This window comes from Microbacterium sp. SORGH_AS_0505 (assembly GCF_030818715.1).
GTDB lineage: Bacteria > Actinomycetota > Actinomycetes > Actinomycetales > Microbacteriaceae > Microbacterium.
Map to the genome: position 1 here is coordinate 2,677,756 of NZ_JAUTAT010000001.1, position 18,261 is coordinate 2,696,016.

Below are 18,261 nucleotides of genomic sequence, written 5' to 3' on the forward strand. Positions count from 1 at the left end.
CTAGTCTCGGTCCGACCCGACTCCGCGCCTGGATAGAGTGACCGGATGGCCACGTCCACGGCATTGCTGACCGACCGCTACGAACTCACGATGCTGGATGCCGCCCTGCGCGACGGCACCGCGAATCGCCGGTGCGTCTTCGAACTGTTCGGACGGCGTCTTCCGGGCGGGCGCCGCTTCGGCGTCGTCGCCGGCACCGGCCGCCTCCTTTCGGAGATCGCGGATTTTCGCTTCGAAAAGGCCGAGCTCGCCTACCTGCGCGACAACGACATCGTCAGTCCCGAGACGGTCGGCTACCTCGAGGGCTACCGGTTCACGGGGACGATCAGCGGGTACCGAGAAGGCGAGCTCTACTTCCCCGGCTCCCCCATCCTCACGATCGAGGGCACGTTCGCCGAAGCGGTCATCCTCGAAACCCTGGCGCTCAGCATCCTCAACCACGACTCTGCTGTCGCGACAGCCGCCGCCCGCATGAGCATCGCCGCCGGCGACCGTCCGCTCGCTGAGATGGGATCCCGTCGCGCTGCGGAACGCTCCGCCGTCGCGGCCGCGCGCGCTGCCTACATCGCGGGCTTCTCGGCGACCAGCAATCTCGAAGCGGGACGCTCGTGGGGCATCCCCACGATGGGTACCGCCGCACACGCCTGGACGCTCCTCCACGACACCGAGGAGGACGCGTTCCGCAGCCAGATCGAGGCCCTCGGCACGGGAACGACACTTCTCGTCGACACGTACGACATCCGCCAGGGCGTCGAGACGGCCGTCCGGGTCGCAGGCACCGGGCTCGGCGGCGTTCGGCTCGACTCCGGCGACCTCCCGACCGTGGCCGCTTCCGTGCGTCAGCAGCTCGACGAGCTCGGCGCGACGGCGACACGCATCACCGTGACGAGCGACCTCGACGAGTTCGCGATCGCGGCACTGGCGGCATCCCCCGTCGATGCGTACGGCGTCGGAACCTCCGTCGTCACAGGATCCGGCACCCCGACGGCGGGAATGGTCTACAAGCTCGTCGCCCGGCAGGGCTCGGACGGCGGCTGGGTGCCGGTGGCGAAGGCCTCGACCTCCAAGGCATCCATCGGCGGTCGCAAGGCCGCATTCCGGCGCCGTGCCGACGGGGTCGCGACTGCTGAAGTCATCGCCGTCGCCGACGGCTTCGAAGAGCTCGACGCCCCCTCGGCCCACCCCGACGCCCGCCCGCTGCAGACCGTGCTCGTCGATCACGGCGAGACGGATGCCGCGCACCTCGGCCCCGACGGCGTCTCTGCGGCGCGCGCGCACCACCTGCGCGTCCGCGAGGAACTGCCCGTGACGGCGCTGGCGCTGAGCCGCGCCGATCCCGCTCTGCCGACCGTCTACGAGGTCAGCGAGGCGTAGATCTCCTTGCACGTCGGGCAGACCGGGAACTTCTCGGGATCACGTCCCGGCGTCCATTTCTTGCCGCAGAGTGCGCGCACCGGCTTGCCGGTGATCGCGGACTCCATGATCTTGTCCTTCTTGACGTAGTGCGAGAAACGCTCATGGTCGCCCGGCTCGATGGACTCCTCGCGGATGAGCTCCTCGAGCTCGCGGTCGAGTGTGGCGAGGCCGCCCTGATCAGGGCTGTCGATCGGCGTGCTCATTCCCCCGAGTGTACTGGGGTCGGGGCCGCTGTGGCCGGGCGTCAGAGGGTTTCTGCGAACTCCATGATGCGTCCGGTGCGACGCTCGAAGAGCGCTCCGCCGACGGCGACGCCGACGACCAGGACACCGACCCCGACGCCGAGGCCGGACCAGAACGACGTCCACGCGGCATCCTCGTCGCCACTCAGTGCCAACCACCCCCACCAGAGCGACGGGGCCGACAAGACGATCGCGCCGAGGAGGACGACGGCCTGGGGCACCCCGCCGCCCGTCCGCTGCGGCTGCTCGAACGGCCCCTCGCCAGGACGCGAGACGGCGTACGGCGCAGCGACCGACGCGATCGACCCCAGCCCGAGGCCGGCCGCGAACAGAGAGATGCAGACACCGACGAGCGCCGGAAGCACGGCCCACCGGCCGTGCACCCAGATGGACCCCGTGATCATGAGCGCCAGGAGCGGGATGCCGATCATGAGGATGGGCACGAGCCGCCCGATCCGGTCTGCGACACCGCGCACCCCCGCGGAGATGTGGAGCCAGACGCCGGTCGAGTCATAGGCCAGATCGTTGTGGATCAGCCATCCGAGGAAGAGCGCGAGGATCGGCGGAGGGATGAGCGCGACGGTCTGCAGCGGAACGCCGACGATGAGCAACGGTGTCACGATCAGGACGGAGGCGATCGGAACGACGATCACGTTGGCGAGGTAGCGGGCATCGCCGAACCAGTAGACGATGCTGCGCGCAGCGACCGCACCGCCGGGCAGCCCGGGCATGACGGCGAACCATCCGAGGCCGCGACGCTCGCGGACGGGAACAGGACGCTCGGTCCGAGTCATCATCAGCTGGACCAGCAGATACCACGCGAGGGCCAGAAGAACGATCGTTCCCACGGCGACCAGCAAAGAAGCGACCAGCGGGCCGCCCGCCCGCACGGCGATCGCGGGCGCCGCGCCGAAGGGAGTGACGGCGAGCACCTGAGCCGCCTCCGTCAGAGGCGACGGAAGTCCGCCCGACCACTCGAGGGAGAACGCGAAAGCCGCCACCGGGATCACGACGACTCCCGCTGCCGTCACCATCAGCCCGGTCAGCTGCGGCGAGCGTCGGTCTCGCAGGGCGACGGCCGACACGGCCATGGCGCACCGCGACGCGAGCACCGTCGTGGCGACGAGGAGGGCGGCGCTGAGGACGGCCTGCCAGACCGGGGCACCGTGCCCGGTCGCTGCGACGGCCATCGCCACGGCGATCGACAGCACGACGACACCGGGGACGCCCAGCGGCGACGCGGCAGCGACCGTCCATGCGACGGTTCGGGGCTCGGCACCCGTCGTGACGAAGCGGCGCGGATCGAGAGGGTCATCGGCCCCGGTGAACAGCGGTATCAGCAGGAAGCCCGCGATCAGCGCTGCGCCTCCCACCACGGCCAGTGTCGCCGCTTCGTCGGCCGGGACGCGGTCGAGTCTGACGAAGGCGACGCAGACGGCGGCGACGGCCACCGCCAAGACGCCGAATGCGACCAGCCGGCGCACGACGACGGCAGGGCGTGCATTCAGCGCGCCGACGAGGAGGGCGAGTCTCAGTCGGAGTACGTGTGCAACCACTCCAGGCCTTCCACATCACTGAGACCGCCGGAGAGCTGGACGAAGCGCTCCGCGAGACTCTTGTCGCCGCGCACCTCGTCGACCGTGCCCTGTGCGAGCACCTGGCCGGCGACGATGACCGCGACCCCGTCGCACACCCGCTCGACGAGCTCCATGCCGTGACTCGAGAGGACGACGGTGCCGCCTCTCGCGACGTACGCCGACAGGATGTCGAGGATGACGGCGCTCGAGACCGGATCCACCGCTTCGAACGGCTCGTCGAGGACGAGCAGCCTCGGAGCGTGGATCATCGCGCCCGCCAGCATGATCTTCTTCGTCATGCCCGCCGAATAGTCGGACACCGGACGCGCCAATGCGGCGATCAGGTCGAACGCGCGCGCCAGATCCTGCGTGCGCTCGGTGACGACGGCGGGGCGGAGCCCTCGCAGCACCCCGTAGTAGTGAAGGAGCTGTCGACCGGTGAGACGGTCGAACGTGCGCAGACGATCCGGGAGGACCCCCATGAGCGCTTTCGCACCTCGAGGATCGCGGCGAAGGTCGACGCCGCCGACCTGTATGGAGCCGCCGTCGGGACGCAGGAGACCCGCGATCATCGACAACGTCGTGGTCTTTCCGGCGCCGTTCGGTCCGACGATGCCGTAGAACGTGCCGGCCGGGATCTCGAGGTCGACGGCGTCGACGGCGAGAGTCCGCCCGAAGGACTTCGATACCTTCGACATCCGGAGTGCAGGTGCCGCGCCACTCTGAGTGACGTCTTCCTCCTCGGTCGCGGGCAGCACGGCCGTGACGGGCGCGGGGTCCTCCGGCTCCAGTTCGGGCTCCGGCTCGGCCATGAACTCCGGCTCCGGGTCCGGCTCGGCCATGAACTCCGGCTCCGGGTCCGGCTCAGGCTCAGGCTCAGGCTCAGGCTCAGGCTCAGGCTCAGGCTCAGGCTCAGGCTCAGGCTCAGGCTCAGGCTCAGGCTCAGGCTCAGGCTCAGGCACAGGCACCGGCTCGACCGTGGGCTCGGGCTCGGGCTCAGGCTCAGGCTCAGGCTCAGGCTCGACCGTCAGCTCGGTCTCAGACTGCCGCTCGGTGTCTGCCTCTCCTTCGTCCCCGACATGGACCTCGAGGTCTGTGCGGGCGCCTTCGAACTGCGCCGCGGCGACGGATGCCGGCAGATCGGGCTTCGGCGGAAGGGCTACGGTCGCCTTCTCCTCGTCAGCGGGGGCGTTCGCCCCTCGGGCTGCGGCGACATCAGCGGGCAAGGGAGGCGGAGGGGGGAGGGCGGTGCCGGCGCCGGACACTCGTGCCTTACCGCGGGGCTGTCGTGTCTTCGGAGGCGTCACTCGTCAAACCTACCAAGGGGTGACCACCGTCTCCTGGGACCTCGTAACCCGCAGCACGGTTATCACGAATGCGCAACGCCATACGCGGATTCGGGTCATTGTCAGGCGCCCCGGCTACCATTTAGCTGGCACAAGGATGTGTCTTTCCGATGGACGGACAGTGACCACATCGTCAGGAGCACCCCCGTGACCAAGATCGTCATCCTCGCAGCCGGCATGGGCTCGCGGCTCGGCCGCAGCCTGCCCAAGCCGCTGACGCCGCTGAGCGACGGCCGCAGCATCATGGGCCAGCAGCACGACAACATCCATGCCGCTTTCGGTCCCGCGGCATCCATCACGACCGTCGTCGGCTACCGCGCCGAGACGATCGTCGAGGCGTTCCCCGACGCCGACTACGTCTACAACGACCGTTACGACCAGACGAACACCTCGAAGAGCCTGCTGCGCGCGCTGAAGGCGACGGGCAAGTCCGGCGTCCTCTGGATGAATGGCGACGTCGTCTTCGACCCGCGTGTGCTCGGTCGCGCCATCGCCCTCATCGAGGCGGAGCAGTCCTTCGTCACCGTGAACACCTCGAAGGTCAGCGACGAAGAGGTGAAGTACACCGTCGACGCCGACGGCAACATCGCGGAGCTGTCCAAGACGGTCGCTGGAGGTCTCGGCGAAGCGGTCGGCATCAACTACATCTCGCGTGCGGACAAGTCGGCACTGATCGCCCAGCTCAACCACGTCGACAACCAGGACTACTTCGAGCGCGGCCTCGAACTCGCCGTCGCCGAGAACGGGCTGAAGTTGCGCCCCCTCGACATCTCGGACCTCTACGCGGTCGAGGTGGACTTCGCCGAGGACCTCGACCGGGCGAACTTCTACGTCTGACGCTCGAGGCGGAGCCGGGGAGCCCGCCGTGAACCCTGTGACAGCGAACGTCCCCCGCATCCATTCGCTGCCGGATGATTCGGCCTGGGCAGGTGGACTGCCGCCGGTCGGGTCATCGGAGCATCCCTGGCTCATCCGAATACTGGACCGCGTCCTCGCCACCCAGCGCCCGGCAGTTTTGACGCATCTCCGGGGCATCCGGGCGCGGCATCCGGATGCCGCACCCGCCGACATCTGCCGGATCCTCGAACGCCGCTATCTCGCGACGGTCACGACCGGTGGAGCCGCCGTCGGTGCCACGGCGGTCGTCCCCGGTATCGGAACAGGGGTGACGCTCGCGCTCGCCGGGGCGGAGACGGTCGGATTCCTGGAAGCGACGGCACTGTTCGCTCAGTCACTCGCAGAGGTGCACGGCATCCGCCTGTCCGATCCCGACCGGGCGCGTGCACTCGTTCTCACGCTGATGGTCGGACGCGAAGGTGTGGAGCTCGTCAGCCAGTTCGCCGGGCAGATCAGCGGCGGCGGAAAGCCCCGGCAGGCCTACTGGGGCGAGCTGGTCACCACGTCATTGCCCCGAGCGATGGTCGGACCTCTCCTCGACCGGCTGAAATCCGCTTTCATCCGCCGATTCGCCGTACAGGGCGGCGTCTCGGTGGTCGGCCGTGCGCTGCCCTTTGGGATCGGCGCCGTCGTCGGCGGCAGCGGCAACCACATCCTGGGTCGACGCGTCGTCACGGGTGCCCGGCGCGCCTTCGGCGCTCCTCCCCCGGTGTTCCCCGCGGAACTGACCGTGACGCCGCCCGACGCTGAGAAGCCCCGGCGTCTTCGTGGACCGCGTCGTCGCGCGCGGCACGGCGACGAGATCAACGGGTAGCGTGGCCGGGTGATCCCGGTACTCGTCACTCTGCTCATCCTCAACGGTGTCTTCAACGCCGTCGTCTGGCCTGCCTTCTACCGACGCGTGGCGCGCGACGAACGTTCGCGCGACGAGCGTGGTCGCGCCACCCGCTTCCTCGTCGTCCACACCGTGTTGATCGCGGTGGCAGTGATCCTCGCGGCGGTCTCGATCCTCGCCGGGGTCATCGCCGCGACCGGCGCGTGGACCTGACCCGCGCGGCCTGCACACCCCGCGGGGCGCGCGCAAGTGGTTCGGCCCACCCCGCAACACTGACTAGCGTTGTCGGGTGGTAACGACTCCCCCGACGCACCCGCCAGGCCGCATCCGAAGCCTCGACGGCCTCCGTGGGGTCGCGGCTCTGGTCGTCCTCCTGCACCACTGGCTGCTGATTGCACGTCCGCTGCTCGAGGGCACAGTGAGCTGGGCGGTGATCTCGGAGTCTCCCGTGAAGCTCCTCACGGCCGGCAACGAGGCGGTCCTCGTCTTCTTCGTCCTCTCGGGGCTCGTCGTAGTCCTGCCCGTGTTCCGCGAGAACTTCTCCTGGATGGGATTCCTCTCGGCACGAGTCGTCCGTCTGTACGGGCCGGTCATCGCCTCCCTGGGGCTGAGCGCCCTGCTGATCTTCCTCGTTCCACGCGACCGGTCAACGATGCCCCCGGGGTCCTGGATGGCCGAGACGCACGCCGAGAGCGTCACGTGGCAGTCGTTCCTCGCGCAGGCATCCCTCGTCCCGCGTCAGTACTCCCTGAACAACCCCCTCTGGTCGCTGCACTGGGAGCTCCTGTATTCCATCGTCCTGCCGCTCGCCACGGCTCTCGCGCTCCTCGTCCGGCGGCACGCCCTGGCCGCGGTGCTCCTCTGCTGCGCGCTCAGCGTGGCGGGTCGCCTCTTCGAGCAGAGCGAACTCCTCTACTTCCCCGTCTTCGTGATCGGCACGATCATGGCCGCGCGCATGCCCGATCTGCTGGCGTGGGTCGAACGCCCGCGACCTCGGTGGTTCATGCCGCTGTTCACGCTCGTGAGCGTCCTCATGCTCATCGGCAGCTGGCTCGCGCGCCCGATCGTCCCGAGCGGCACCGACCTCAGCCAGGTGCTGTGGGCCTTCGCCGCCCCCGGCGCTGCGGGGATCGTCCTCGTCGCGCTCGCGTGGGGACCCGCGATCCGGCTGTTCGAGACGCGCCCGATCCAGTGGCTCGGCAAGATCTCCTTCAGCCTCTACCTCGTGCACGTCCCCGTGCTTGCGACCCTCGCCTTCGCCTTCGGTTCCGAGGCGTGGGGGCTCGTCGGCCTTCTCGGCATCCCGATCAGCCTGCTCGTGGCCTGGGGGTTCTACGAGGTTGTCGAAGCTAGAATGCATAAGGCGGCGCGACGCGTCCACCGAGCTGTTGCGGCGCGAGCCCGTCGCCGGGCCGGTGAAGTCGCGCCCTGACCTGCCGTCGACGAGAGCACAGCACATACATGCGTTCGCCCCTTCCGCCCGCCGTCACCCGTGCTGTCCGCTCGGCGCTGAGCCGCGCGAAGCGCATCCCGACGTCGGAGCAGATCGCCTGGGCGAGGTCCCGGCCGATCCGGCATCGGACGGTGGTCTACGAATCCTTCGCCGGTAACGGCGCGCTCTGCAACCCCGAGGCGATCTTCCGATCGCTGCTCGCCGACCCCGAGTTCGCCGATCTGACGCACATCTGGTCGATCAGTGATCCGGATGCCGCGGCGGCACTTCGCGCGGAGTTCGCCGACACCCGCAATGTCGTCATCGTTGCACGCGGGAGTGCCGCGTACTGGCGCGCCGTCTCGACAGCCGGATATCTCGTCAACAACGCCACCTTCCCCCCGGCGTTCAGCAAGCGCGTCGGCCAGGTCTACCTGAACACCTGGCACGGGACGCCTCTCAAGCTCATGGGCTTCGACATGCCCGGAGGTGCGCGCGAATCCGCCAACACCCTGCGCAACCTCCTGAATGCCGACTACCTCCTCGCGGCCAACCCGTTCATGGCCGAGACCATGTACGAGGACGCGTACCAGCTCCGCAACGTCTACCGCGGCGCGATCATCGAAGAGGGCTATCCGCGTATCGACCGGCAGTGGATGTCGGATGCGGAGCGGGAGCAGCGCGTCGGTGCGCTCGCCGCTCAGTTGGGCACGTCGCTGACCGGGAAACGCATCGTGCTGTTCGCCCCGACCTGGCGGGGCAACTCCTTCCAGGCCCCGGATGCGGATCTCGCGCACCTGGCCGACCAGGTCGCCGGACTCCAGCGGGAGCTCGGCGACGAGGTCGCTGTGCTCCTCAAGACCCACCAGGTGGTGCACCGGGCGGCCAGCGGCATCCCGGCTCTGCGCCGTGTCCTCGTGCCGAACATCGTCGCAACGAACGTCCTCCTCGGCCTCGCCGACGCGCTCGTCACGGACTACTCCTCGATCTTCTTCGACTACCTGGCGACCGGCAGACCCATCGGCTTCCTCGTTCCCGACGGCGACGCGTACTCCGCCGATCGAGGCACCTACATGCCGCTGGACGAACTCCCCGGCCCGGTGCAGACCGATCCTCTGGCGCTCGGGCGCGACCTCGCCGACCTGCTGCGGCCGGATGCCGCGGCACACCCGCGGTACGCAGAATGGGCGGAACGATTCGTCCCGTACGACGACGGTCGAGCGACCGCCCGCGTCATCGACGTCGTGTTCCGTGGCCGCGAGGAGGGACGCCGCGTGCGCCCCGTGCGGCGGGATGACCGTCCCCGTCTGCTGTTCTACCTGGGCGGGATGCGTCTGAACGGCATCACGACCGCGGCCGTGAACCTCCTGAATTCGCTCGACACCGAGCGCTACGACGTGACGGCTCTCATGGCCTTCCCCCGGGGGGCGACGACCCGTCACAACCAGACCCGCCTGAACCCGAACATCCGACAGGTCTTCCGCGTCGGCGGCATGAACGGCCTGAAAGCGCGTCAGATCATGCGACGCGTCGCGGACGTCAGCACCGATCCGCTCCGCGCGCACCGCCGCCTCGGGCACCGCACGCTGTGGCGGGACGAGTGGACACGCATCTTCGGGTCGGCCAAGTTCGACTGGGTCGCGGACTTCAGCGGATACAGCCCGTTCTGGGCGCACCTGATGCTGCATTCGCCACGCGCGGTGCGCGCGATCTGGCTGCACAACGAGATGGCCGCCGACCGCGACCGTACCGTCAACGGCAAGCAGGCGTTCCGGCGTTCGCTGGGGCGGGTCTTCGCGATGTACCGGGCCTACGACCAGCTCGTGTCCGTCTCCCCTGCCCTCACGGATCTCAATCGCGCCGAGCTCGCCGACTACGCCCGCCCGGACAGTTTCGTCACTCTCAGAAACCTTCCGGATCTCGTCTCCGCCGAGGCCGTCGACGAGCGCGACGAAGACGGTGACGAACCCGAGGACGACGCGATCCTGGGACAGGTGCTCGACGCCACCCTCGCGGCCCCCGGCATCCGGAGGTTCGTCTCGGTGGGCCGGCTGTCGACCGAGAAGAACCATGCCCGTCTCATCCGCGCGTTCGCTCGCCTCGCATCGGAAGCTCCCGACAGCCAGCTCTTCATCGTCGGCGGCGGGCCGTTGCGCGCGCAGCTCGAGCAGCAGGTGCGGGATGCCGGTCTGACCGGACGGGTCTTCCTGACCGGACCGCTCCGGGACCCGGTGTCCGTCATGCGACGGTGCGACTGCTTCGTCCTCTCCAGCGACTACGAGGGGCAGCCGATGGTCCTCATTGAAGCCGCCCAGTTGGGGCTGCCCATCGTCTCGACGGCATTCGGCTCCGCGCGCGGCGCTCTGCCGGGCGATGACATGCACATCGTCGACCGTGACGACGAGGCACTCGCCGAGGGGATGTCCGCATTCCTCGAGGGCCGGGTCGCGCCGGCATCGCTCGACGTGGAGGCGTACACCGCGGAGGTGCTCTCGCAGTTCGATGCGCTGATCCCGCGGGGTGCGCCCGTGCGCGCTCCCCACGCCACGGGCACGCAGTGACGGTCGACGCGCCGGTTCCGGCGCCCGACGCCGGCGTCACGTTCGTGATGCCCGTACTCAACGAGCGCGATTACCTCGAACGCGCGGTCGAGACGGTCCTGCAGCAGGACGTCGACGGTCCCGCCGAGCTGATCCTCGCCCTCGGACCGTCTTCCGACGGGACGACCGAGCTCGCACAGCGGCTGGCCTCGGCCGACGAGCGCATCCGCCTCGTCGACAACCCGCGAGCCGACATCCCCGTGGCGCTGAACCTGGCGATCCGCGCGGCGCGGCATCCCACCATCGTCCGCGTCGACGCCCACTCCGAACTCGCGCCGGGGTACACGCGTCGAGCACTGTCCACCCTGGACCGCGTTCGCGCCGCCAACGTCGGCGGTGTGATGCGTGCGGACGGACGCACGCCGTTCCAGCGAGCCGTCGCGATCGCGTACAACTCCCCGGCCGGCCTGGGCGGGGGCGCGTACCACGGCGGCGCCCCGGAAGGACCTGCCGAATCCGCATACCTCGGCGTCATGCGCCGGAGCGTGTTGGAGGAGGTCGGGCTCTTCGACGAGTCGATTCGGCGCGGAGAGGACTGGGAGCTCAATCTCCGCATCCGGCAGGCCGGTTACCGTGTGTGGTTCGACCCGGAACTCGCCGTCACCTACTGGCCACGCGAGAGCTGGGCGCGTCTCGCCCGCCAGTTCGTCGCCACGGGCACGTGGCGCGGAGAACTCGTCCGCCGGTTCGGACGCCAGAACTCGCTGCGCTTCTTCGCGCCGCCGGCGCTCGTCGTCGCTTTCACGATGAGCATCGTCCTCGGCATCCTGCAGGTCACCGGTACCGTGAGCGGACTCTTCGCAGCGGTCCTCTCCGTCATCCACCTTCCCGTGGCGCTCTACGTCCTGGGAGTGCTCGCGTTCAGCGCGATCGCCGGACGGACCCTCGCTCAACGCGCATGGCTCGCGGCGGTGCTTCCCACGATGCACCTCGCGTGGGGAGCAGGCTTCCTCATCGGAGTCCTTAGAGGCGCTCACGACACCGTCGACACGTCCCGCCTGGACCGCAACACGCCTCTGCCCTGACGCCTGTCAGTCGCGCAGGATCATGCCCTGGTCGAGAAGCCTGGCCACGACGCGCTCGGCGGCCCGCCCGTCGTCGCGGGCGTTGAATCGCGCGACCCACGATGCATAGCGTTCGGCGTAGCGCTCGGGCGTGCTCGCGTCGGTGAGCGCCGCCGTGAGCTCCTCCTGCGTCGAGGTCAGCGGGCCGGGCGCCCGCGCGGCCAGGTCGAAGTAGAACCCCCGTAGCTTGCCGCGGTAGTGGTCGAGATCCGGAGCGAAGAAGTAGACGGGTTTCCCGGTGACGGTGAAATCGAACATCACCGAGGAGTAGTCCGTGATGAGCGCATCCGCGGCGAGCAGGAGGGCGGAGGTGTCGGGGTAGGCCGTGACGTCGATCACTCGCGAACCGATCGAATCGGTGCCCGGCACGAGGGTGCGCGAGTGCCCCCGGACGAGGACCACCGCCCCGGCGTCGGCTGCCAGGCGTTCGAGGTCGAGGAAGTCCACCATCTGATCACGGTCGTCCCGCCACGTCGGCGCGTAGAGGAGGACCCGCTCCTCCGGCGAGACGCCGAGACCCCGGCGTATGCGATCCCTGTCGCCCGTCGCGAGGACGTCGTTGCGCGGGTACCCCTCGACCCAGATCGGTCGTCGACCGAATGCATACGCCTTGGCGAGGATGCCGGCCGCGTAGGGGTTCTGTGCGAGCAGGACATCCCATCGCCTGCTCTCGCGGATGACGGCGAGGACGCGACGAGGGTCGAAGCCCGGACGCTGAAGAGCAAGACGCTTCAGCGGCGTACCGTGCCACGTCTGCAGGACGCGCTGGCCGGGACGACGGACGAACCGCTTGCGGAGCCAATCGTTGACGACGAGGAGACGAGCCGCGCCCCGGACCCGCCACCACTCGGGAGAACCCTCGACTACGGGGACAGCGCCGTCCGGTACCTCGACGGAGCGGTCGGCCACGCTCCAATACCGCGCCACCCCCGGAGCCACGCGAGCGAGCTCCGCGTCGATCGCTCGCGGGTTGCAGCTCGCGTTCCGGCCGTAGAAGCTCTCGAACAGCACCGCGTTCTCGAGCGGAGACGATGCGCGGGCGTAGGTGCTCTCGAGTGCGGACTGGCCGCCGGCGGAGGCATCCGCGTCCGTCAGCGGGGGCGAGACGATCACCCGTCCGCCCTGGACCTCGACGGCGAGCATCTCGCCCACCGCCCGCGGGAACGCCACGAGATCTGCGGCGTGGACCTCGCGGCCGTCCATCACGACGCGGTACGTCCCGCTCGGGAGGGCGAGCAGCGGGCCGCCCCACCGCGAGACGCGCAGCGGGACCGTGGCCCGCCACCCGGCATCCGTTTCGGCGATGGAGCCCGCGACACGGGCGCGCGGACCCTCGAGACGGATCTCGGCAGGAGCCGGCCCCGCCCCCTCGAGGATGAGCGCATCGCCCGGCGCCAGTGCGGCCTGGATCATTCCTTGCCTTTCGTCGTTCGCGACGCGGCGAGACGGCGCCGGATGGCGCGGTAAACGCGCTCGGCGTTACGGCCGTCACGGTAGGCGTGGACGCGAGAACTGAGGTCCTGTGCCCGTGCGATCCGCCGGGCACGCTCGGAGTCGTCGAGGAGAACGATCGCGAGTCGGCGTGCGACCTCGCCCCACGTGGTCGCCGCATCCTCGCCCGCGAGGTCGCGATATCTCCCGTAGAAGCCCCGTTCGACGGCGTAGCGACGCTCGTCCGGAGCGAAGAACACGACGGGAAGCGGGATGAGCGCCGTGTCGTAGATGAGGGAGGAGTAGTCGGTGATCAATGCATCGAACGCCGGGAGAACCGGTGTGACGTCCGCGATGAGGTCCGCTCCCAGCCGCCGGACGCGGTCCGTCCCCGGGGGGTGGCGCGTACTCCCCCGCGCCGAGGGGGTGCGAGCGGATCACGAGGACGGCATTCGCCGATTCGAGCGCCTCGACGATCGTCGCCCATTCGGCCGGCCCCGGGATCGCGGGATCCGGCGCCCCGTCCCGCCACGTGGGTGCGTAAAGCACGAGGTGCGCGCCGGAAGTCGGTCCGACCAGCGCCTCGACCGAAGCCCGTGCGTCTGCTGCCGAGCCGTCGGCGAGCACGTCCACACGGGGTTCACCGGTGACCGGGATCCTGTCGTGACTCAGCCCGAATGCCGACTCCAGGCGACCGCGAACGAGGTGGGATGCGGCGGGCAGCAGACGGATGCGTCGTTGCGTGCGCCGGTAGGCGTATCGCAGGAGAGGAGCGAGTCCCGGCAGGTTGACCGGCGCTTTCGCGATGACCGGCGAGTCGAGTCCGAGGCGCTTCAGGGGGATGCCATGCCACAGCTGGACGAGGAATGATCCCGCAGTCCCGTACCGGTTCACATCGCCGGCGCCGTGGGTGACGACGACCACCCTGGCCCTGGCAGTGAGCCAGAACCCGCGCACACCGCCCTTCGGCACAGAAGGCACACCGGCGCGTCGGGCGGCAGCGGCATCCTTCTCGGAGCCCGTCAGCCAGACGGCGCGCTCCCCGTTCGCCGCGGCGACCTGCCAGAGCGCCCACGCCCCCTCGCCGATTCCGGCGGCGGAACCGAACACCCACAGATCCCTGGACCGCGGGATCAACCGCGTCGCAACGAGGCCCAGCACGTGGAGCGGGAGTCTCAGCACCTGCGCCGCGTTGCCCGACGAGAACGAGAACGACCCCATCCCGCGAGCCTATCGCGGGATGGGGTCGCGCCTCGGGGGGGCGCTGGAGCGATCAGTCGGTCAGCGTGCCGAGCGTGACGTCAGCGCTCTGCGATCTGCCGTCACGGACGTAGACGAGGTTCGCCGAGCTGCCTGCCGCCAGAGCGCGGACCTGGGCCGTGAGGTCGGTGGCGTCGCGGACCGGGACTCCGTCGAATTCCGTGACGACGTCGCCCGCCTTCAGGCCCGCCTGCGCTGCTGCGCCGCCCGGGGTCACCTGGCTGATGAGCGCACCGGCGACGGTGCTGTTCTCCGCGTCCGCGGCATTGCCGACCATCGCGCCGAGCAGGCCGTGGGTGGCCTTGCCGTCCTTGATGATCTCGTCTGCAACACGCTTGACCACGTTCGACGGGATCGAGAAGCCGACTCCGATGGAGCCCGCCTCGCTGGAGGAGGACGAACCGCCGCCCGCGGTCGCGATCGCGACGTTGATGCCGATGAGATTGCCTTCATCGTCGACGAGTGCGCCACCCGAGTTCCCCGGGTTGATGGCGGCATCCGTCTGGATGACCGCGATCGAGATCGTTCCCGACGAACCCGAACCGCGCTGCTCGCCCTGGCCGAAATCGAACTGGAACGGCGACTCGCCGTTCTGGCCCTGTCCCTGCTCCTGCTCGCCCGAGTCGGGGACGGCGGAGGAGGCGATCTGGATGGAGCGGTTCAGTGCGCTGACGATGCCGGTCGTGACCGTGTTGGACAGGCCGAGCGGGGCGCCCACAGCGACGGTCGTGTCCCCGACATTGAGCTTGGCGGAGTCGGCGAAGGTGATGGGAGTGAGGTCTGTCGCGTCCGTCAGCTTGATGACGGCGAGGTCGTAGATCGGGTCGGTGCCCACGATCTTCGCGTTGAAGACGCGGCCGTCGGAGGTCGTGACCCGGAGGGACGCGTCGGAGCTCGCTCCGTCCAGGGTCACCACATGCGTGTTGGTGACGACGTAGCCGTCCTCGCTGAGGATGACTCCGGATCCCGTACCGCCGCCGCTCGACGACGTGGCGCTGATGGTCACGACGCTGGGAAGCGTCTTGGTAGCGATGCCCGTGGTCTGGTTGACCTGGTCCGGATCGTTGACCGTGATCTGGGTCGACCCCTTGGGCGCGACCGCGGCCGCCTGTGGCTGGAAGACGTCGTTCCCGATCGCTGCACCGCCGAGGCCCGACACGGCGCCCACGATGGCAGCGGCGACGAGCACCGCCACGATCTTGCCCGAGCCGACCTTCGCGTCGTGAGACCGCTCCGCCGCCGGCTCACCGGGCTGGGGCTGCGTCGAGAACGCCGCGCCCGGGGCGTGCTGGCCGGCATCCTGGGCGCCCTGCGGGTGGGGCGCGTGCCCGTACCACCCCTGGCCGGAGTGATGCGCAGGCGTGGCCTGGGCGTCCGGGGCACCCTGGTGACCGGGCGCACCGGATTCAGGCAGCGGCGGACGCGGGGGCACATTCGCTCCGGACGTGTTCGGGTCGGGGGTGTTCGAATCGCTCATGGGACTGCTCCTTTTTCGAGGCGACTTCAGAGTGCTCCCGGAGTCTGTGGACCAGCTATGCCACCCCTCCGATCAGCCTATGGGAGTGCGCCGGGCATCCGGGTCGCCCGGCGATACGCTGGGCCCGTGCTGCACATATCCGGCGCCTGGCAACGCGCAGCCCGCGGAGCGGGCCTCCTGTCCCCCGACGGCGACCTGACCCCCACGATCTTCGCCGAGATCACGGCGGCGGCCGTCCGGCACGACGCCGTCAATCTCGGCCAGGGCTTCCCCGACGAGGACGGGCCCACCGAGGTGCTCGACGCAGCTCTGGGCGCGATCCGCAGCGGCGTCAATCAGTACCCGCCGGGGCGCGGTATGCCGGTGCTCCGAGAGGCGATCGCGGACCACCAGCACCGGTTCTACGGCGTCGACCTCGATCCCGACCGCGAAGTCCTCGTCACCGCCGGCGCGACGGAGGCCCTGACCGCCGCGATCCTCGCGCTCCTCGACGGCTCCGATGACGAGGTCGTCGTCTTCGAACCGTTCTACGACTCCTACGCGGCTGCGGTCGCGCTCGCCGGGGCGCGCCTCGTCCCGGTCCCGTTGCGGTGGCCCGGCCTGGAGCCGGATGTGGACGACCTCCGGACGGCCGTCACCGACCGGACCCGGATCATCCTCGTCAACGATCCCCACAACCCGACCGGAACGATGTTCTCCGCCGAGGTCCGCGAGGAGATCGTCCGGCTCGCGCATCTGCACGACGCGCTCATCGTGACCGACGAGGTCTACGAGCACCTGGTGATGTCGGGCAGCCACACACCGATCGCGACACTGCCCGGCGCAGCCGAGCGGACGCTCACGATCTCGTCCGGAGGGAAGACGTTCCGCACGACGGGATGGAAGGTCGGCTGGATCAGCGGGCCCGCTGATCTCGTGGACGCCGTCCTCGCCGTCAAGCAGTACCTCACCTACGTGAACGGGGCACCGTTCCAGCCCGCGATCGCCGTCGGCCTCGGCTTGCCCGACCGATACTTCGAGGACCTGGCGGCGACCCAGCGGGAACGGCGTGACCTGCTGGGCGCCGGACTCGTCGCCGCGGGATTCGAGGTGAGCACCCCCGCGGGCTCGTACTTCACGGTCGCCGACGTCCGCTCGATGCTCGCCGAGGGGGAGGATGCCGCCGACTTCTGCCGCGCGCTCTCCGAGCGCGTCGGCGTGGCGGCGATTCCCGTGACGGCGTTCGTGACACCCGGCCACGGGGCGGAGTACGCAACGCTCGTCCGCTTCGCGTCCTGCAAGCGGACGGACGTCATCGCAGAGGCTGCGCGGCGGTTGGCGGCATCCGCCCGTTGACGCGCGACGCGCGCGTCACACGCGCGGAGCGACCGTGTACCGGCGCAGGGCGAGGGCGGGATTGACGCGGCGCACCCGCTCGACGGCACGCACGTCGACGAAGGCGACGGCGACATCGGTGGCCGTCCCGATGTGCACGACCGGCACGCCCTGCGGGTCGATGACGACCGAGTGCCCCACGCCGAGCGGCGGCGGGTGGTCCGCGCCGGCGACGTACAGGGTGTTCTCTATGGCGCGGGCCTGCAGCAGCGTGCGCCAGTGATCCTCTTTCAGGGGGCCCCGCACCCATTCCGCCGCGACGAGGACGACGTGCGCGCCGGTGTCCGCGAGCACGCGGGCGACCTCCGGGAAGCGGAGGTCGTAGCAGGTCATGAGAGCGAACCGGATGCCGCCGGTGTCGAACGTCTCCGCGACGTCGATGTCGCCCGGCTCGACCCAGTCCGATTCGCGCTGCCCGAAGGCGTCGTACAGGTGGAGCTTGCGGTACCGCGCGACGATGCCACCGGCATCCACGGCGACGACGGTGTTCCGGACTCGGCCCGGGGACGCAGCCCGTTCGACCAGCCCCGCGACGATGTGCACGTCGTGCGCCGCCGCCAGCGCGGTGAGCGCGCGGACGAAGGGTCCGTCGAGGCCCTGTGCGTGCTCTGCGAGAGAGGCGTCGAAGGGGTCGACGAAGTAGCTCGAGTACTCCGGGAAGAGCACGACGTCGGCGCCGCGGCGGCGTGCACGCTCCACCAGGTCGGCGATGGTGTCGAGGTTGGCCGACTCATCGGCGGTCGGAGCGAACTGGGCCACGGCGACGCCGAGGGGCGTGACGGTCATGAGGTCCTCTCCGAACGACGACGGGCGATCACGGGTGCGACGACCCACAGTCCCACGATGACGGCGGCGAGACCGGCACCCGCCACCCAGGATGCCGCACCACCGACGACGACGTCGAACACGAACACCACGACGCCGATCAGGAGCAGGGACACCAGCCCGAGCGAGCCCAGCATGCAGAGGTGACCGAAGCGAACGATCGCGGGCTTCGCACGGCGCGCGAAGAGGAGCCGGTGGACCGATACGGGAGCGAGCGCGACGACGGCGCTGAACGCGGACAGCACCACCAACACCAGGTACATCCCCCGCTGGGTCGCGTTCAGGTCGCCGAACGAGGGCTGGAAGGCGAGGGCGAGGAGGAACCCTGTGAGGATCTGGGTCCCGGTCTGGAGCACGCGCAGCTCCTGCAGCACCTCGCTCCAGTTTCGGTCCGCCCGCTCGTCTTGCGTCTCGTCCCGACCGTCGGGTTGGGCGTCCGAAGTGACATCGGGGTCTCGCGCAGGCATGTCCTCATCCTGCCCATT

General features: G+C 69.7%; 16 protein-coding genes and 1 pseudogene. 8 read left to right on the top strand and 9 right to left on the bottom strand.

The window, feature by feature from the left end; genetic code table 11:
• Window positions 1-45: 45 nt before the first annotated feature.
• The gene (locus QE428_RS13420) at window positions 46-1,374 is read left to right on the top strand and encodes a nicotinate phosphoribosyltransferase (RefSeq protein WP_307470202.1); all 1,329 of its coding nucleotides are present in this window, start codon (window positions 46-48) and stop codon (window positions 1,372-1,374) included.
• Here the strand turns inward: QE428_RS13420 and QE428_RS13425 are convergent.
• The 3 genes from QE428_RS13425 to QE428_RS13435 are packed head-to-tail and all read right to left on the bottom strand — an operon-like array spanning window position 1,353 to window position 4,461.
• Complete coding sequence (locus QE428_RS13425; RefSeq protein WP_091354268.1) at window positions 1,353-1,619, bottom strand: DUF3039 domain-containing protein; 267 nt, start codon at window positions 1,617-1,619, stop codon at window positions 1,353-1,355. The genes QE428_RS13420 and QE428_RS13425 overlap by 22 nt on opposite strands.
• Before the next feature lie 41 nt (window positions 1,620-1,660).
• On the bottom strand, window positions 1,661-3,214 hold the full coding sequence (locus QE428_RS13430; protein ID WP_307470204.1) for a hypothetical protein: 1,554 nt from the start codon (window positions 3,212-3,214) through the stop codon (window positions 1,661-1,663).
• Window positions 3,190-4,461 (bottom strand): ABC transporter ATP-binding protein, encoded by a 1,272-nt coding sequence (locus QE428_RS13435; RefSeq protein ID WP_373457708.1) that lies wholly within the window; start codon window positions 4,459-4,461, stop codon window positions 3,190-3,192. The genes QE428_RS13430 and QE428_RS13435 overlap by 25 nt, the downstream gene beginning before the upstream one ends.
• 267 nt (window positions 4,462-4,728) lie before the next feature.
• Here QE428_RS13435 and QE428_RS13440 point away from each other — a divergent pair, with 267 nt between their 5' ends.
• The 6 genes from QE428_RS13440 (at window position 4,729) to QE428_RS13465 (ending at window position 11,370) form a co-directional block, all read left to right on the top strand.
• Window positions 4,729-5,418: an NTP transferase domain-containing protein gene (locus tag QE428_RS13440; RefSeq protein ID WP_091354280.1), complete on the top strand. Its 690-nt coding sequence runs from the start codon at window positions 4,729-4,731 to the stop codon at window positions 5,416-5,418.
• A gap of 37 nt (window positions 5,419-5,455) precedes the next feature.
• Entirely contained in the window at window positions 5,456-6,292 is an 837-nt protein-coding gene (locus tag QE428_RS13445) for a hypothetical protein (RefSeq protein WP_307470754.1), read from the top strand.
• 9 nt (window positions 6,293-6,301) lie between these two features.
• Window positions 6,302-6,526, top strand: a complete 225-nt coding sequence (locus tag QE428_RS13450) for an SCO4848 family membrane protein (RefSeq protein WP_091354286.1) — start codon at window positions 6,302-6,304, stop codon at window positions 6,524-6,526.
• A 76-nt stretch (window positions 6,527-6,602) separates the two neighbouring features.
• Complete coding sequence (locus QE428_RS13455) at window positions 6,603-7,745, top strand: acyltransferase (protein ID WP_307470210.1); 1,143 nt, start codon at window positions 6,603-6,605, stop codon at window positions 7,743-7,745.
• 29 nt (window positions 7,746-7,774) lie between these two features.
• Window positions 7,775-10,306, top strand: a complete 2,532-nt coding sequence (locus QE428_RS13460) for a glycosyltransferase (RefSeq protein ID WP_307470212.1) — start codon at window positions 7,775-7,777, stop codon at window positions 10,304-10,306.
• Window positions 10,303-11,370 (top strand): glycosyltransferase family 2 protein, encoded by a 1,068-nt coding sequence (locus QE428_RS13465; RefSeq protein WP_307470214.1) that lies wholly within the window; start codon window positions 10,303-10,305, stop codon window positions 11,368-11,370. The genes QE428_RS13460 and QE428_RS13465 overlap by 4 nt, the downstream gene beginning before the upstream one ends.
• Before the next feature lie 6 nt (window positions 11,371-11,376).
• Here QE428_RS13465 and QE428_RS13470 read toward each other — a convergent pair whose 3' ends face one another.
• The 4 genes and pseudogenes from QE428_RS13470 to QE428_RS13485 form a co-directional block, all read right to left on the bottom strand.
• Window positions 11,377-12,822, bottom strand: coding sequence for a CDP-glycerol glycerophosphotransferase family protein (locus tag QE428_RS13470; protein WP_307470216.1), 1,446 nt, complete (start codon window positions 12,820-12,822; stop codon window positions 11,377-11,379).
• Window positions 12,819-13,157 (bottom strand): CDP-glycerol glycerophosphotransferase family protein, encoded by a 339-nt coding sequence (locus tag QE428_RS13475; protein ID WP_307470218.1) that lies wholly within the window; start codon window positions 13,155-13,157, stop codon window positions 12,819-12,821. Before QE428_RS13475 ends, QE428_RS13470 begins: the two co-directional genes overlap by 4 nt.
• A gap of 151 nt (window positions 13,158-13,308) precedes the next feature.
• A pseudogene (locus QE428_RS13480) lies at window positions 13,309-14,061 on the bottom strand (CDP-glycerol glycerophosphotransferase family protein); the annotation flags it as partial.
• A 52-nt stretch (window positions 14,062-14,113) separates the two neighbouring features.
• Window positions 14,114-15,577 (bottom strand): S1C family serine protease, encoded by a 1,464-nt coding sequence (locus QE428_RS13485; protein ID WP_307470220.1) that lies wholly within the window; start codon window positions 15,575-15,577, stop codon window positions 14,114-14,116.
• 126 nt (window positions 15,578-15,703) lie between these two features.
• On the opposite strand from QE428_RS13485, the gene QE428_RS13490 reads away from it, so the two are divergent.
• On the top strand, window positions 15,704-16,912 hold the full coding sequence (locus QE428_RS13490; RefSeq protein ID WP_307470223.1) for an aminotransferase class I/II-fold pyridoxal phosphate-dependent enzyme: 1,209 nt from the start codon (window positions 15,704-15,706) through the stop codon (window positions 16,910-16,912).
• A 15-nt stretch (window positions 16,913-16,927) separates the two neighbouring features.
• Here QE428_RS13490 and QE428_RS13495 read toward each other — a convergent pair whose 3' ends face one another.
• Window positions 16,928-17,737 (bottom strand): carbon-nitrogen hydrolase family protein, encoded by an 810-nt coding sequence (locus tag QE428_RS13495; protein ID WP_307470225.1) that lies wholly within the window; start codon window positions 17,735-17,737, stop codon window positions 16,928-16,930.
• Window positions 17,734-18,243: a DUF6328 family protein gene (locus QE428_RS13500; RefSeq protein ID WP_307470227.1), complete on the bottom strand. Its 510-nt coding sequence runs from the start codon at window positions 18,241-18,243 to the stop codon at window positions 17,734-17,736. The genes QE428_RS13495 and QE428_RS13500 overlap by 4 nt, the downstream gene beginning before the upstream one ends.
• Between the last annotated feature and the right edge of the window lie 18 nt (window positions 18,244-18,261).